Origin of the sequence: Schnuerera sp. xch1 (assembly GCF_019931165.1) — a bacterium.
GTDB lineage: Bacteria > Bacillota > Clostridia > Tissierellales > Tepidimicrobiaceae > JAIOUP01.
The window spans coordinates 22,423-38,724 of the sequence record NZ_JAIOUP010000002.1 but is presented as its reverse complement, the minus strand read 5'-3'; the positions used below and the strand labels follow the sequence as shown (position 1 = coordinate 38,724).

Genomic DNA, 16,302 nt, shown 5'->3' with positions numbered 1-16,302 from the left:
TTATGCTTGGAAAGTATGGATTTCTTATATATATAATAATTAATTTATAATATTTAGAATAGAATATATTATATTATATGGTTTACCTTTTCAACAGCAGGTTCACAAAAAAGAGGAGACAAAATTGATATTAAGTTACAAGTTAGGATGCATTAAAGTAATGGGGGGATTACTTTGATTAAAATTGCTATAATAGTTCCTAAAGATACAGTGAGTACTGCTAAATTAGCTGCAGAAAAATTTGAAGAAGAAATAACTATTTTACAAGGATCTATGGCTGAAGGAGTTAGGTTAGCTAAACAACTAGAAGATCTTGGCTATGATGTTATAATTGCAAGGGGTGGGACTCAGATTTTACTAATGCAATCTAGTATTAATATACCAATTTTATCAGTTCCAATAACACCGGTGGATGTTTTTGAAGCTATTAATGAGGCAGAGAAAATTAGTGAAGATATATCATTGGTTGTGTCTGACAATATGATTTCAGCAATTGAAAGTTATATACGAATTAGTGGTAGAGATTTTAAAATGTTTCAGGTTAAAAATGAATTAGAAGTTGAACAGAAGATAAAGAAACTTGCAGAAGAAGGTAAGAAGGTAATAGTTGGTTTAGGCATTATAGCTAAATATGCTCCTTTGTATGGTTTAACGCCTATAGTGATTAAATCGGGTAAAGAAGCTTTTATATCTACTATTAAGGAAGCTAAGAGAATTACTATTGCTACAAGAAAAGAAAAAAAAGGCAAAGAGAGGATTAAAGCTATTATAGAACATTCTTATGAAGGGATAATATGCATAGATAAGAAAGGTTATATAACCATATTTAATGATTCTGCACGAAAATTACTTAAGTATCATCATAATAAGTTGATAGGGAAGAAGATAGGTTTTATTTTACCTGAACTTCAACTTGAAGATACTCTATTTAGTGGTATAACGGAGACAGAAGTTATTAAAAATCTCAAAGGTACCAAATTTATGATTTCTAAAATACCTATTGTTGTCGACAATGAGATAGTAAATACAGTAGCTATTCTAAGAGATATAGATGAGATACAAAAGGCGGAGGAAAAGATACGACAGGATATAGCAATAACAGGTCACTGTGCCAAATATACTTTTGATGATGTAATAGGATGTAGTGAAGCTACTAAAGAGACAATCAGAATAGGAAAAGAATATGCAAAAGTTAATTCAACTGTTTTAATTGAAGGAGAAACTGGCACAGGTAAAGAGATTATAGCACAAAGCATCCATAAACATAGTAATAGATCCAATAAACCATTTGTTGCAGTTAATTGTGCAGCACTTCCAGAAAACTTATTAGAATCTGAACTATTTGGGTATGCTCCTGGTGCATTTACTGGAGCTGATCGTAAAGGTAAAAGAGGATTGTTTGAACAAGCCCATACAGGTACTATATTTTTAGATGAAATATCTGAAATGAATCAATTATTACAAGGAAGATTGCTTAGAGTTCTTCAAGAGAAGCAAGTAATGAGAGTAGGGGATAATAAGCTTATTCCTATTGATGTAAGAGTTATTGCAGCTACGAATAAAAATTTACATACTCTCGTTAGTTCTGGAAAATTTAGAGACGATTTATATTATAGACTCAATGTTCTCAGAATGAAATTGGTACCTTTAAGAAATAGAAGGGAAGACATACCTTATCTACTTAATTATTTTATAAAAATTTATTGCGACAAATTGGGGAAAAATACTATGACTTTTTCTTCTGAAGCCACAGAATATTTATCAAAGTATAGTTGGCCAGGTAATGTTCGTGAACTTAGAAATTTTTGTGAACGATTGACGGTAATGACAACAAAGACAAAGATTTTACTTGAGGACATCACCAACCAAGTTTTGAATATTGAGGTTAACCATAATAAACGGGATAAACCTATTGATATATTTAGAGCAAACAATAACTTGTTTGAACATACCTTAAATCTGGATAATATGGAAAAGGTAAATATAAAACTTGCTCTAAGAGATTCTAACGGAAGTATAATGAATGCTGCAAAAGAATTAGGAATATCAAGAACAACCTTATGGAGGAAGATGAAAAAATATAACATTCAGGTTTCAAGATGAAACTTAATCATTTGATGTGTTACATAATAAAATATAAGTGAAACATAGATAAATTTAATGTGCATATATACAATGTTCATTTTATCGAATTAAAGCTATGCCATATTAGTTGGCATGGCTTTTGCTTTATATAAAGGTAGTTGATATAAGGTTATCTAATGAAATAAAGGATATGTTGTAAGGCTATAAAGATATATTTACATATTTATAAATAGGAGGGATTTCATATGGAAAGAAGAACATATCTACAGATACCAGGACCAACAAATATTCCTGACAGAATATTAAGGAGTTTAGCACAACCGGTCATCAATCACAGAGGTCAAGAGTTTGAAAAGTTAGTTACAAGGTGTGTTGAAGGCCTTAAAAAGGTCTATAACACAGAAAATGATGTACTGATATTTCCAAGCTCAGGTAGTGGTACATTAGAATCTGCAATAGTAAATTTATTTTCACCAGGAGATACGATAGTAGCATCTTCCATGGGAGTATTTAGTGAAAGAGTAGCCACCATTGCTGAAAAATATGAGTTAAATGTAATTAGAATAACAAAAGAATGGGGAGAATCAGTTAAACCTAAAGATGTTAGGGAAGTTTTAGAAAAGGATGTAGACAAAAAGGTTAAAGGAGTTTGTTTACCACATAATGAAACTGCCTCTGCCGTTGTAAACGATATAGAAGGGGTTTCTAAAGCTATAAAGGAAACCAACCATCCAGCTATATTAGTAGTTGATGCAGTAAGTTCTTTAGCATGTATGCCTCTTGAAACTGATGCTTGGGGAGTAGATGTTGTTGTGACCGGTTCTCAAAAAGGATTAATGCTTCCACCAGGAATGGGAATTGTATCAATTAGTCCTAAAGCTTGGAAATTAGTAGAAAAGTCAACAATGCCAAAATGGTATTGGGATTATAAGGCTGTTAAAAAAAGGATGGAGATAAAACAATTCCCTTATACACCATCAACTACATTGTTATTTGGGTTAAGTGAAGCTCTTGATATTTTAGAAGAGGAAGGTTTAGAAAATGTATTTAAAAGACATGAACTAATAGCTACAGCAATAAGAGAAGCGGCTAAAGCTATGGGATTAAGTTTATTTGCTGAAGAAGGATATCAATCAAATTCTGTTACTGCAATTGAAGTACCACAAGGTATTAAATACAAAGAATTTGCTGATATATTGAATACAAAATATGGAGTTGTTATAGGAGGAGGTTTACAAAAACTCAAAGGGAAAATATTTAGAATTGGACATTTAGGTTCTCTTCATAAGACAGATATTTACGCAATAATGTCTGCTGTAGAAATAGCATTATTTGAATTAGGATATAAGGTAGAATTAGGAACGGCAGCTAAAACAGTATCAGGAGTTTTTTTAAACGAACAATAATCTAGAACGTTAGCTTAAAAGTAAGAAAACTATAATAAAAATATTTTAAATGTTACGAAATGGAGGGGTTATGATGTATTATACTAACAAAAAAGTTGAACATAAGTTTGTTACAGATGTTTTTAAACATCTAGGAGTAAGAGAAGAAGATGCTAAGTTAGCTGCAGATGTAGTAGTGCAGTCGGATGTTACTGGTGTTAATACTCATGGTTTGGCTCGTATGCCGATGTATGTAAGAAGATTACAACAAAAAGCTGTAAATCCAACTCCAAATATTAGACAAACAAATGAATCAGAAAATCTAATAGCTTTAGATGGAGACAATGGTCCAGGGAATGTAGTAGGACCAACAGCTATAAACATGTGTATAGAAGCAGCAAAAAAACATGGATTTGCAGCTGTATCAATAAAGAATAGTAACCACTACGGTGTCGGAAATTATTATGGATGGAAGTTTGCAGAGGCTAATCTTATAGGGATGACTATGACAAATAGTACTCCTAATGTAGCTCCAACTGGAGGAAGTGTATCTATGATAGGTACAAATCCAGTTACTATAGCAATTCCAGCAGGAAAACATTATCCTCTAGTTTTAGATATGGCTACTAGCGTTGTAGCATTTGGTAAAATTAGAAAAGCTGCAGAAGAAGGTAAAAAGATTCCTTTAGGATGGGCAGTTGATAAAGATGGAAAGCCTACGGAAGATCCAAATGAAGCATTGAATGGTTCATTATTACCAATTGGAGGGTATAAAGGTTACGGTTTGGCTATGGTTATAGACATCCTTTCGGCAGTTTTGTCACAGTCAGCTTATGGATTGGATATTGGAAATAAATTTGATCCTGATTGTACAAAACCAGAAAAAATAGGACATTTCATGCTTGCTATAGATATTTCTAAGTTCTTAGATTTAAATACATTTAAGAAATCTATGGATGAATATATAGAAACAATGAAGAATACGGAAAAAGCTGTAGGAGTAGAAGAAATATATATTCCAGGTGAAATAGAATTCTTAAGAGCCGAAAAGATAAAAGAGACAGGAATTCCTGTTGCAGAAGGAATACAAGCTAAGATGATAAAGATTGCAAAAGATGTTGGAATAGGTTCTGATATTAAGACCATAGATGAATTATTTGACAGATATAGATAATAAAATAAAAGAGCTGTAGAATTTCACCTACAGCTCTCTATCCATATGATATATAAATAAGTAAATTTTAAAATATTTATTACTGAAATATTATGGAGGAGGGTTAAAATGATAATTGAAAAAGAAATTTGCATTGGCTGCAAACGTTGCCAACTTTACTGTCCTATGGAATGTATCAACTATAACGAAAATCAAAGAAAGTGTGAAATAGATTTAGATGAGTGTGTTGAATGTGGTATTTGTTTGCGTTCAAATGTATGTACTACAGATGCATTAAAACAACAAGAACTAGATGAAATGAGAAAACTAAGACAAACCTTTTCCAATCCGTTAATTCCTCATAAAACCACATCTGTACCCGGCCGTGGGACAGAGGAAATGAAAACAAATGATGTAACTGGTAGATTTAGAAGGGGACATGTAGGAGTAGCGATAGAATTGGGTCGCCCTGGGACAGGAACTCGATTTATAGATGTTGAAAAAGTTGCTATGGCAGTTGCCCTTATTGGAGTCACCTTTGAAATGTTTAATCCAGTAACAGACTTAATGGTGAATAAAGCTACAGGAAAAATCAAAGATGATGTATTAAATGAAAAAGTATTATCTGCAATAGTTGAGTTTGATGTAGATATAGATAAACTAGAGAAAGTTTTATTAGCAACAAAACAAGTAGCAAATAATGTAGATACAGTTTTTAGTGTGGATTTAGCATGTAGATTAGATCAAGATAACACATCTCCTGCAGAATCTATTGCGAAAAAATTAGGATTTGAACCTTATATTACAGGTAAGACTAATGTAGGATTAGGTAGACCTTTATTTAAGGAGGGAGAATAAATGACACATACATTACATAGACGTGGAACTTATGAAAACTTGAAAAATGATTATGTAATATTTGCAATTGCAGCACAAACTGTTAATGCAAAAGGAACAGCACCATTGTTTCAAGATTTTTACAATATCGTAAATAAGTATGATCCTGTAAATATAGGCGACATGGTTACAGGAAATATGTATTCATTATCAAAAAGTGTAATTGAAAATGGTACTAAGGATAATTCCATATTTCATGCTGTATTTACCGATGTAGAAACAGTAGTAAAAGTATTAAAGGATTTGAAGGAAGCTAATTTAGGTCTTTCAATTGTAGTTTCAGGTATTTTAAAACACGTAGATAAATGTTGTAGTGAAGCGGGTATTCAAAGACATACAGTAGAAAATTCTTTAGGGATATTAGGAAATACAAAAAAATTGCCTACTGAAAAAGTATTGCAAATCAATACTATGTGTGGACACGGGATGATTGCTTTTAATTTGATTGAATATATGGCTGAAATGATAAAAATGGGAAAAAAGACTGCGAAAGAAGCTGCAGAGGAGTTAGCTAGTCAATGCCATTGTGGAATAGTCAATCCTGTTAGAGTTGCTGCAATTTTAGAAGAGATGGCAAAGCTAAGCGTTACAGAACGAGACTGAATTATTCATGACGCACATATTAAAACATATAGAAAGATGGATAATGATTAATAATTATATTATTGGAATATAACGTTGATATTATCATGTATAAGTTAAGGCTAATTCATTCGTATGGTTCTTATTTTATATTAATAAAATTTAAAAAACACACAAACCATCTAGAGCAATACATAAAATTTTCATAATATTCAAAATATTAATAATGGTGCGAGGTGATTTAATGAAACAGATTATTGATCTACGGTCAGATACAGTTACTCAACCAACCCAAGAGATGAGAGAAGCAATTTATAATGCTGTTGTAGGTGATGATATATTAGGGGAAGATCCTACGGTAAAGCAATTGGAATCTCTAGCAGCGGAAATGTTAGGTAAAGAAGATGGATTATTCGTTAGCTCTGGAACTATGGCTAATCAGATAGCAGTTATGACTTTTACCAATAGGGGAGAAGAAGTTATAGTTGGAGACACATCCCACATATACAATTTAGAGGTGGGAGGGCTTGCAGCTTTATCTCAAGTTCAAACTAGACCTATATCTGTTCCTAATGGCATTTATGATATAGAATTTATGGAAGAATTAATTCAGGAAGAAGGGATTCAAGCACCGAAAACTGGATTAATATGTATAGAAAACACTAATAATTTAAATGCTGGTTTAGTAGTACCTTTGCACAATATTAATGAAGTTTGTAATTTAGCTGAGGGGAACGGTATTCCTGTTTATATGGATGGTGCAAGAATATTTAATGCAGCAGTAGCTTTAGATATTGATGTAAAAGAGATTGTTAAAAATGTGGATGCAGTTATGTTTGCACTAACCAAAGGTTTAGCTGCTCCTTTTGGTGCTGTATTGTTAGGTAATAAGAAATTTATTAAAAAGGCAAGATGGATTAAACAACGTATTGGTGGAGGATATAGACAAGCAGGATTTGTTGCAGCATCGGGAATAATTGCATTAAAGACTATGATACCACGAATTTCCATAGACCACGATAATGCTAAATTACTAGGAAATGGATTATCTAACATAAAAGGATTAATAGTGGATATAACACGAATACACACTAATATTATTTCTGGTTCAATTGAAATGTTACCTATTACTATTGAAGATTTTTTATCAAAGTTATTGAATAAAGGGATTAAGGCTAAAAGGATTTCAAAAACGTCATTCAGAATGGTAACACATTGGGGTATTGATGAATCTCATATTAACTATGTTATAGAATCTGTAAAAGATATAATTAACAATTTATAATTTGAAATAATTTTATCTAAAATTCTTAACGCCATAATAAGATATACTTAAGTTTATTCATAATAGAGATGTTTATATGATAGTTGTTGTACAAATGGTTTATACAACATTAACCACAATATATGTTTGGAAAGTAATAGTTTAATCAGAAATGGGATCTTATTGAATGGGTTAACTTAAAATAAAGAAATAAAGGGGGATAAAAATATGATTATTGATAATGTTACGATTACTTTAGTCGGTTTTCTTGGCATAGTCTTTTTCTTAATGTTTTTTATAGCAAAATTCAAGTGGCATGTATTCTTTGCAATGTTGTTACCAATAATGGCGTTTGCACTTTTACCGGAGGTTAATATTGATAAATTTATTAATGCTTTTGAAGCAGGTTTTGGTGGCACATTAGAAAGTATTGCAGTTGTTATAGTGCTTGGCTCAATTATGGCTGAAGCTCTTAAATATACTGGTGCAATTCAAGTGATAACAAAATCTATGATTAATCTTGTAGGAAGAAAAAGAATGCCATTGGCTTTAACTTTTTCTGGATTTGTTTTAGGTATAGCTGTATTTTCAGATGTAGCGTATGTTATATTGAATCCATTGATACATTCGGCAGCAGCAACAATGGGTGAGTCTATGGCTACTATGTCAACTGGATTAGTAGGTGCATTACAAATAACTCACGCTATTGTACCTCCTACACCTGGACCTATAGCTGCAGCAGCATTAATTGGTGCGGATATTGGCAAAGTCATAATTTGGGGAAGTGTTTGTGGCCTATTTGGTTCAATTGCATCATGGGCTTGGGGACAATATGTTGTGGGTCCAAGACTAGATGCACCTCCTTCAGAAGAATTTATTGGAACAACTTTCCTTGATGAGGAAGCAGCAACAACTGAAGAAGATATAAAATTACCATCTACATTAAGGTCTTATCTACCTATTATAGTACCAATAGTTTTAATTGCTGTCCAAAGTGTGATAGATTTATTCTTACCAGGAGATGGAATGGTTAAGACAATTATGAAATTTCTCGGATGGCCAGTAGTTGCTTTAGCTATTGGAGTAGGTTTATCTTATATTAATATTACAAGCAAATCTCATAAAGAATCAGCTAAAAATGAATGGGTAGAAGAAGGCTTACGAACATCTGCAATGATTATAATAGTAACAGGAATGGGAGGTTCATTAAGCGAAATTCTTAAGGGAACTCCAGCGGTTGATGCTATTGTTAATTGGGTTGCATCAACCGGAATGCCTGCAATCTTATTACCGTTTATTATAGGCATCATCGGTAACATGATAACAGGTTCTACTACTGTTGGATGTATTACAGCAGCATCACTTGTTGCTCCAATGCTTTCAAAATTAGGTTTATCACCAGAAGCTGCTATGTTAGCTGGAGCATCAGGTTCAATTATTATTAAATATGTCAATAGTAGTTATTTTTGGGTATGTACATCCTTGTCTAAGATGAAATTAAAGGAGGCATTACTATCTTATGGTGGAGCTACATTAGTAGGTGGAATTGTATGCTTTGTTGCTACTTGGATTCTATGGGGTATAGGAATTATATAAAGTAAAACATTATAGGGGATAAAACCCATCCCCTATAATGTTTTAGGAGGAACAATTATGAACATAATATATGAATTACTGGCAAGTTCGGCCAACTTAGGTAAAATAAAATGTGGACAAGAGATAAAAATTAATGTAGACTTAGGTTTGGCTCATGATGGATCTATGTTAAAAATTATAGAAGAATTTAAGAATTTAGCTTCTGATCAATATATAATCTGCTGGGATAAACTTTATGTAACCGTCGATCATTTTCTTCCTGCACCTGATATTAAATCTAGAGAGAATTATCAAATGATAAAAAAATTCTGTGAAAAATACGAAATTCATTTATATGATAACGGTGAAGGGATATTGCATCAAGTAATAGTTGAGAAATTTGGTAATACACTTAAAGATAGAATAATAGTAGGAGTAGATGGTCATATGTGTACATCAGCTGGATTAGGTGCAATTCCTTTTTCTATTACTGCTAATGAAATGGTATCGGTATTAACAACAGGGAAATATACTCTTACGGTTCCTAAAGTAATAAAGATTGGATTAACTGGAAATTTTAATTATGATAATGAAAATAAGACTAAAATTAGCGGAAAAGATATAAGCTTGTTTTTAATTAAGAAATTAGGAAGTATTGAATTAAAAAACAATGCTATACTACTATGTGGAGATGTTTTAAAACAGCTTAGTGAGAGCCAAAAAATGGTTATAGGAAATATGCTAGGAGAAATAGGGGCTAAAACAGTATATTTTTTTGAAGAGAATAGAATAGATGATGATGTATATAGTTTTGATGTAAGTGAAATAACATCTTTTATTGTATTACCTGGTTCTGTAGAAAATATAGTAAGCGTACAAGATGTTGAAGAAGTAAAGATATCTCAAGTATATATTGGAGGCTGTACAAATGGTAGGCTTGATGATATGGAACAGGTAGCAAAAGTATTGTTAAGTAAGAAAATACATCACGATATAACATTAATAATATGTCCAGCATCAAGAAAAATAGCAAATGACATGGATAGGCTAGGATATAGCCAAATAATTAGAAGCAGTGGAGGTGTAATTATTAACCCTGGCTGTGGAGCTTGTTCAGGTATTCATCAAGGGGTTATAAGCAAAGAAGATATTATAGTAACAACTACACCTAGAAATACGATGGGGAGAATGGGTGATAGACGAGGACAAATATATCTAGCTTCTCCTAAGGTAGCAGCTATCTTTGCAATAAAAGGTAAGATAACTAAAATATAATTAATAAGATGATTTCATGGTTATTCATCTTGTTCATAATCTAAAACCTTATAGAGAATTTCTATAAGGTTTTAGACAGCTTTTTAATTTTATTCAAATCTTTTTTTAATCTCATTTCCTGTAAAGGTTGCTGCTATACCACCTAGGGCTGTCTCTCTTAAAGATTCAGGCATTGCCTTTCCTACTTTATACATAGCATCTACTACTTCGTCAAATGGTACTATAGATTTGATTCCTGCCATGGCTAAATCTGCGGATATTAAGGCATTCGCTACTCCAGAAGCATTACGTAATGCACAGGGAAATTCTACTAGACCAGCTATAGGATCACAAACCAAACCCATAATATTAATTAAAGCAAATGAAGCAGCATGAAAAGAAGATTCTACATCTCCGCCTACTAATTCTACAATAGCTGCAGCTGCCATAGCACTTGCAACTCCACATTCTGCTTGACAGCCTCCTTCTGCACCCGATACAGTTGCATTTTTAGATACTATTTCGCCTATTCCTGCTGCTGCAAATAGTCCATGGATTAAGTTTTCATCTGAAAGATTAAATTTTTCTTTAACGGTTAATAAAGCACTTGGTAGTATTCCAGATGCTCCTGCAGTTGGTGCAGCTACAATTTTTCCCATGGATGCATTAATTTCTGAAGTTGATAATGCTTTTGCCATAGCTGAATTAATTAAATCTCCACTGATTGTTTTACCATTATCTTTATAATTTTCTATTTTTTTAGCATTACCACCACTAATTTTACTAACAGAAATGATTTCTTTATTCAAAGCAGAATTAGCAGACTTGTCCATAGTTTTTAGTACTTCTTTCATTTTGTTCATCAATTCATCATACGTAATATCGGAACTTTCCATTTCACTTTTTATTACTATTTCAGAAATTTTTTTATCATTATCTTTGCATAATTTTAAAAGTTCTGATCCTTTGTTAAACATTTTTTCACCTCTCAATAGAGTTAATTCCAGTAATATATATAATTTCATCTAATAAAGATATTTTGTTTATTATTTTGTTTTCTATAGGACTGTCCAATTCAATTAACATGGTGGCTATCTTCTCTTTTCTTGATACTTTCATTGTAGCTATATTTATATCATTATTTGAAAGTATGGAACTAATTCTACTTATTGAACCTTTTCTATCATTATACTTCACTAGGATAGTTGGATAATTTCCTGAAAACTCAACTTCATTTCCATTTATATTGGTGATAAGAATATTTCCACCACCAATAGACGAGCCTATTATATAATAATTATCTTTTTCTTTGTATTGAAAAACTATTTTTACAGTATTTGGATGTACATACCCTAAATCATCTTCAATAAACTCTATTTGAATATTGTTCTTTTCAGCAATATCAAATGAACTTTTTATTCTTTCGTCATAAGGGTTCATGCCAAGTATTCCTCCTACTAAGGCTCTATCAGTACCATGACCTTTATAAGTTTTCGCAAAGGAACCATGTAGATGAAATGAAACTTTAAAAAAGGAATCGTCAACTAAGCTCCTTGCAATTTTCCCAATTCTGACAGCACCAGCTGTATGAGAACTAGATGGACCAATCATAGTTGGACCAATAATGTCAAATACACCATAATTTTTCATGCCTAACCTCCTAAATCTATGTCTTTTAATTTTAGCACTTTGTTTATATTAAAGCAACAAAAAAGGAGGATCATCCTCCTAAAGTTATATCCTGTTTATCGTACCATTCAAGTGCTTGGTAGAAATGTTCTGGTTTAAAATCTGGCCAATAATCGTCAATGACATATATATCAGAATATACTGTTTGAAGAGGAGGAAATCCACTTAATCTTCTTCTTCCTCCCCATCTAATTACAAGATCAATTCTTGATATATCCCTTGATTTAATCATATTAGTTATATTAGTATTTTTATTATTTAAAGTGAAATAGTCTCTTAGATCCCATTGCCATCCATAATTAACAAGAAAATTAACTTTGATTCCACCTTTCCCAAAATCTCGTCTTTTTAAAGTGAATGGTATTAAAGATTTGGGAAACATTTCAGATTCTGTATTTCCTACAACTAATAGAGAAGCATTCTCAGATGTTAACATTTTGACCGCATCTATACAAGCTTTAGTAAAGGATAATCTCTGTATTTTCGGTCGTTTTGTATTATCCATAGTAAATCCATAATATGTTATTTCTTCTACACCTATTTCTTCACATAATTTAAATAATTGTAAACCTGGGTTTAAGCCTTTATCATAGCCTTTTTCTTTTGAGAGCCCTTTATTTACAGCCCATCTTCTATTTCCATCAGGGATGATACCTATATGCTTAGGTATTCTCACTATATCACTACCTTCCTTTGGCTAACAATGTTGTTCATATTATTTCCAGTAGAAAGTAAAAAATACACAAATAAACTATTATATTTACATAGTTGTATTTCCCTATAATTATTTGTCATCTTTTTCTTTGATTATATATAATATAAATGCCTGCTATAATTAAGAGTATTGGCCAATATCTAAAGATATTAAAGATATTATAGAATTTGGGAAATATAATCCTAAGCAACATAAGTCCTCCTATAACTACTAGGGCAATACCTATAAATATTGATGTACTACTAGTGTTTATGTTAGAGCTATTATTATTATGATAAATTATTCCATCATCTTCAGGAATAACAAACATGCAGATTATATAAGCTAATAATCCAGGGGTACCAGGCATTAAAGTGAATACAACCCAGATTATACGTATAATTACTGGATCAATATTAAAATATTCGCCTATTCCACCGCAAACTCCAGCGATAATTCTATCAGCTTTTGATCTTTTCAATTTATTGCTCATTTAATAGGTCCCTCCTCTCATATTTATTTTATCAAATAAAAGATTAAAGTTGAATAGGAGTTGTAATTAAAATTATTCACAATAGATGATGTTTATGATAATATTATTTAAAGGATAGAATAAACTCAGGAGGCAAATATGTTTAATATAATTTCTATAATATTTAAATATGTTTTTATTATTATCTTTTATTTATTTATTCTTAGTGTAATTAGATTGATATATCTTGATATAAGAGGAATACACCCAACATCATTGGATAATACCTCATATTTTAAGCTTATAAACAGAAAAGATTCTTTGCCATTTAAAGTAAAGGAATATTATCCTTTAGATGATGAAATTTTATTAGGCAGAGATAATAATAATCAAATTGTAATAAAAGATCCATATATATCTAAGAGACATTTAAAGATAGTAAAAGATGAAGGAGATTATTATTTGGAGGATTTTAATAGTGCTAATGGCACTTATTTGAATGGAGATAAAATAATGGATGTTGTGCGATTAGAGAATGGTGATAGAATTAGAGTAGGTCAAGTTGAATTTTTATTTGTAAATAAAGAATAGGAGTAAAAGTTATGTTTAATAGAAAAATAAATTATAGATTACCACGAAATTTTTTATTTATATTTGAGTTGATGTCTTTATTTCTTCTTTTCATATATTATAGACATGATTTGGATAAGTTTACTATATTTTCTGGATTAATGCTTGTTTTTATAGTATATATTTCTAATTTTATGTTATTGCGTATATCAACGGGAGATAATTTTATATTCTTAATAGTTACAATGCTAGTTAGTATTGGTGGCATTATGATATATAGAATAGACTCGACTTTAGGTATGAAACAGATATTTTGGATTGGATTAGGAATAATATTATTCTTTATTACTTATTTTTTAATAAAAAAGATTAAAGGATGGGAGAATTGGTTCCTAATATATGTAATTAGTTCTATTTTATTATTTATCTTAACTTTGATTTTGGGAAGCAGAGTAAAGGGAGCTGTGAATTGGATTTCAATAGGTGGAATTAGCATTCAACCATCTGAAATCATAAAGATAGCAACTATCTTTACGATCAGTTCTTATTATACAAATTATGATAAATTTAAAAAAATGAAGTTTGGAAGTTATTATTTAATAGGAATAATGTATTTATTCACTTTGTTTCTGTTTTTACAAAAGGACTTGGGAAGTGTTTTGATATTTTCTGCAATATTTCTTTGCCTTCAATTCATATATGAAGAAAATAGGAAACTAGTATTATTAAATATACTAATTTTATCAGTAAGTGCGGTAATAGGATATTTTATATTTCCCCATGTTATGAGTAGAGTTGAGATCTGGTTAAACCCATGGAAGACTATAGATACTAAAGGATACCAGATAACTCAATCATTATTTGCAATAGCAGAAGGAGGATTTTTTGGAACTGGGCTCGGCTTAGGACATCCAGAGTTTATTCCGGAAGCTCATACAGATTTTATTTTTTCAGCAATATGTGAAGAAATGGGTATATTTACTGGAATAGGTATTATCATATTATTTCTAATACTTGTATATAGAGGATTTAAAATATCCATAAAGCAAAGAAATGAGTTTTTTAGGATAGTGGCTTTAGGGATAAGCATATTATTTGGAATTCAGTCATTTATAATATTTGGTGGGGTATTAAAGATGATTCCTCTTACTGGTATTACTATACCTTTTGTTAGTTATGGTGGTAGTTCAATGCTGTCTAGTTTTATAGCACTCGGCATTCTTCAGGTTGCTTCAGAAGAGTTAGATTTTGAGGAGGAATAGTATGGAGAAAGAAGTTAAAAGGATAATTACTATATTGATTGGAATTTGCATCCTTTTTGTTAGTTTAGTTATTTATATTAGCTATTTTCAAATATTTAAAGCTGAATCTGTAAAGATGAATAGTTATAATAAAAGATTATGGATAGGTGAAGAAAAAATATTAAGAGGTTCCATAATGGACAGAAATGGAAAAATATTGGCTTATAGTGAAAAAAGAGATGGAAGCTATAATAGGATTTATAATTATGAGAATTTATACAGTCATATTATAGGATATAATCATAGAGAGTACGGAAAGGCAGGATTGGAGTTAGAGTACAATAATGCGTTATTAAATATTAGTGAATCCACTACTTTAAATGAGCTAAAGAATATAATAGTTCCAAATACTGAAGGGAATACATTACAATTAACGATAGATCATCACATACAAGAATATTCAAGAAATTTTCTAAAGGGGAAGAAAGGTTCTATAGTGGCAATAAATCCAACTACAGGCGAAATTTACTCTATGGTGAGTATGCCTGACTTTAATCCATCTACATTAAAAGAAGATTGGGATAATATTGTAGAAGATGAGAATAGTCCATTATTAAATAGAGCTATATCTGGGCTATACCAGCCTGGTTCTACGTTCAAAGTATTGACATCTATTGCGGCAATTGAAAAAGGTAATGTAGATGAAAAATATAAATGTACTGGAAGTACAAAAATTGATGGATACAATTTTAAGGATTATAACGAGAAAGGCCATGGCAATATAGATTTAGAAGATGCTTTAGTTTATTCATGTAATACCTATTTTGCTGAAAGAGGAGTGGAGATTGGTAAGGAAAAACTAGGAGAAGTAGCAGAGAGGTTTTTTATAAATAAGAAAATTCCATTTGACCTTCAAGTTGATAAATCTTCATTTCCTTATAAAGGTAGTGCTGGTAAAACAGATATTGCAGCTGCAAGTATTGGGCAAGGTGAAGTTTTGATGACTCCTTTAAACATGGCAATGGTAGCTTCAGGCATTGCAAATGGAGGGGACGTTGTGAAACCGATTTTAGTTAAGGAAACTATATCTCCAAAAGGTAGAGTAATAGATTCTAATAAAACTCAAATTATTTCTAAAGGAACTGAAATATCTATTGCCAGTAAAATAAAAAATATGATGGTAGAAGGGGTAAAAAGAGGTACATCTAAAAATGCAAGTATAGATAGTGTTGAAGTTGCGGGTAAAACTGGAACTGCACAAAATTCTTCAGGAAAAGACCACGCTTGGTTTATTGGATTTGCTCCAGCAGAAGAGCCTAAGATAGCCATAGCAGTTATTCTAGAAGAGGAAGGTTCATCAGGCGGGCAAGCTGCAGCACCAATTGCAAGAAATATAATGTTAGAAACTTTAAATACCATTAATTAATTATGGAAAGGAGAA

15 protein-coding genes are annotated in these 16,302 nt (G+C 31.3%); 11 read left to right on the top strand and 4 right to left on the bottom strand.

Features of this window, described 5'->3' with window-relative positions; all coding sequences use genetic code 11:
- Window positions 1-174 precede the first annotated feature (174 nt).
- The 8 genes from K8M07_RS02600 (at window position 175) to K8M07_RS02565 (ending at window position 10,216) form a co-directional block, all read left to right on the top strand.
- Entirely contained in the window at window positions 175-2,103 is a 1,929-nt protein-coding gene (locus tag K8M07_RS02600; protein ID WP_223376331.1) for a sigma 54-interacting transcriptional regulator, read from the top strand.
- 227 nt (window positions 2,104-2,330) lie between these two features.
- On the top strand, window positions 2,331-3,491 hold the full coding sequence (locus K8M07_RS02595) for a pyridoxal-phosphate-dependent aminotransferase family protein (RefSeq protein ID WP_223376330.1): 1,161 nt from the start codon (window positions 2,331-2,333) through the stop codon (window positions 3,489-3,491).
- 73 nt (window positions 3,492-3,564) lie between these two features.
- On the top strand, window positions 3,565-4,644 hold the full coding sequence (locus tag K8M07_RS02590; protein WP_223376329.1) for an Ldh family oxidoreductase: 1,080 nt from the start codon (window positions 3,565-3,567) through the stop codon (window positions 4,642-4,644).
- 108 nt (window positions 4,645-4,752) lie between these two features.
- On the top strand, window positions 4,753-5,481 hold the full coding sequence (locus K8M07_RS02585; RefSeq protein ID WP_223376328.1) for a 4Fe-4S dicluster domain-containing protein: 729 nt from the start codon (window positions 4,753-4,755) through the stop codon (window positions 5,479-5,481).
- Window positions 5,482-6,123, top strand: coding sequence for a hypothetical protein (locus K8M07_RS02580; RefSeq protein ID WP_223376327.1), 642 nt, complete (start codon window positions 5,482-5,484; stop codon window positions 6,121-6,123). It begins immediately after the preceding gene.
- A 223-nt stretch (window positions 6,124-6,346) separates the two neighbouring features.
- Complete coding sequence (locus K8M07_RS02575; RefSeq protein WP_223376326.1) at window positions 6,347-7,387, top strand: threonine aldolase family protein; 1,041 nt, start codon at window positions 6,347-6,349, stop codon at window positions 7,385-7,387.
- Between the two features lie 207 nt (window positions 7,388-7,594).
- Window positions 7,595-8,962: a GntP family permease gene (locus K8M07_RS02570; RefSeq protein ID WP_223376325.1), complete on the top strand. Its 1,368-nt coding sequence runs from the start codon at window positions 7,595-7,597 to the stop codon at window positions 8,960-8,962.
- 57 nt (window positions 8,963-9,019) lie between these two features.
- On the top strand, window positions 9,020-10,216 hold the full coding sequence (locus K8M07_RS02565; RefSeq protein WP_223376324.1) for an aconitase family protein: 1,197 nt from the start codon (window positions 9,020-9,022) through the stop codon (window positions 10,214-10,216).
- Window positions 10,217-10,305: 89 nt separating this feature from the next.
- Here K8M07_RS02565 and sdaAA read toward each other — a convergent pair whose 3' ends face one another.
- The 4 genes from sdaAA to K8M07_RS02545 form a co-directional block, all read right to left on the bottom strand.
- Complete coding sequence (gene sdaAA, locus K8M07_RS02560) at window positions 10,306-11,172, bottom strand: L-serine ammonia-lyase, iron-sulfur-dependent, subunit alpha (protein WP_223376323.1); 867 nt, start codon at window positions 11,170-11,172, stop codon at window positions 10,306-10,308.
- 4 nt (window positions 11,173-11,176) lie between these two features.
- A complete protein-coding gene (gene sdaAB / locus K8M07_RS02555) occupies window positions 11,177-11,845 on the bottom strand; it encodes an L-serine ammonia-lyase, iron-sulfur-dependent subunit beta (protein ID WP_223376322.1) in 669 nt (222 codons plus the stop codon).
- 70 nt (window positions 11,846-11,915) lie between these two features.
- Complete coding sequence (locus K8M07_RS02550; protein WP_223376321.1) at window positions 11,916-12,560, bottom strand: undecaprenyl diphosphate synthase family protein; 645 nt, start codon at window positions 12,558-12,560, stop codon at window positions 11,916-11,918.
- A 115-nt stretch (window positions 12,561-12,675) separates the two neighbouring features.
- Window positions 12,676-13,071, bottom strand: coding sequence for a PspC domain-containing protein (locus K8M07_RS02545; protein WP_223376320.1), 396 nt, complete (start codon window positions 13,069-13,071; stop codon window positions 12,676-12,678).
- Between the two features lie 138 nt (window positions 13,072-13,209).
- Here K8M07_RS02545 and K8M07_RS02540 point away from each other — a divergent pair, with 138 nt between their 5' ends.
- Genes K8M07_RS02540 through K8M07_RS02530 form a run of 3 tightly spaced genes read left to right on the top strand, consistent with a single transcriptional unit; the run spans window position 13,210 to window position 16,287 of the window.
- Window positions 13,210-13,641, top strand: a complete 432-nt coding sequence (locus tag K8M07_RS02540; RefSeq protein WP_223376319.1) for an FHA domain-containing protein — start codon at window positions 13,210-13,212, stop codon at window positions 13,639-13,641.
- A gap of 11 nt (window positions 13,642-13,652) precedes the next feature.
- Window positions 13,653-14,882, top strand: coding sequence for an FtsW/RodA/SpoVE family cell cycle protein (locus tag K8M07_RS02535; RefSeq protein WP_223376318.1), 1,230 nt, complete (start codon window positions 13,653-13,655; stop codon window positions 14,880-14,882).
- Between the two features lies 1 nt (window position 14,883).
- The gene (locus K8M07_RS02530; protein WP_223376317.1) at window positions 14,884-16,287 is read left to right on the top strand and encodes a peptidoglycan D,D-transpeptidase FtsI family protein; all 1,404 of its coding nucleotides are present in this window, start codon (window positions 14,884-14,886) and stop codon (window positions 16,285-16,287) included.
- Window positions 16,288-16,302: the final 15 nt, after the last annotated feature.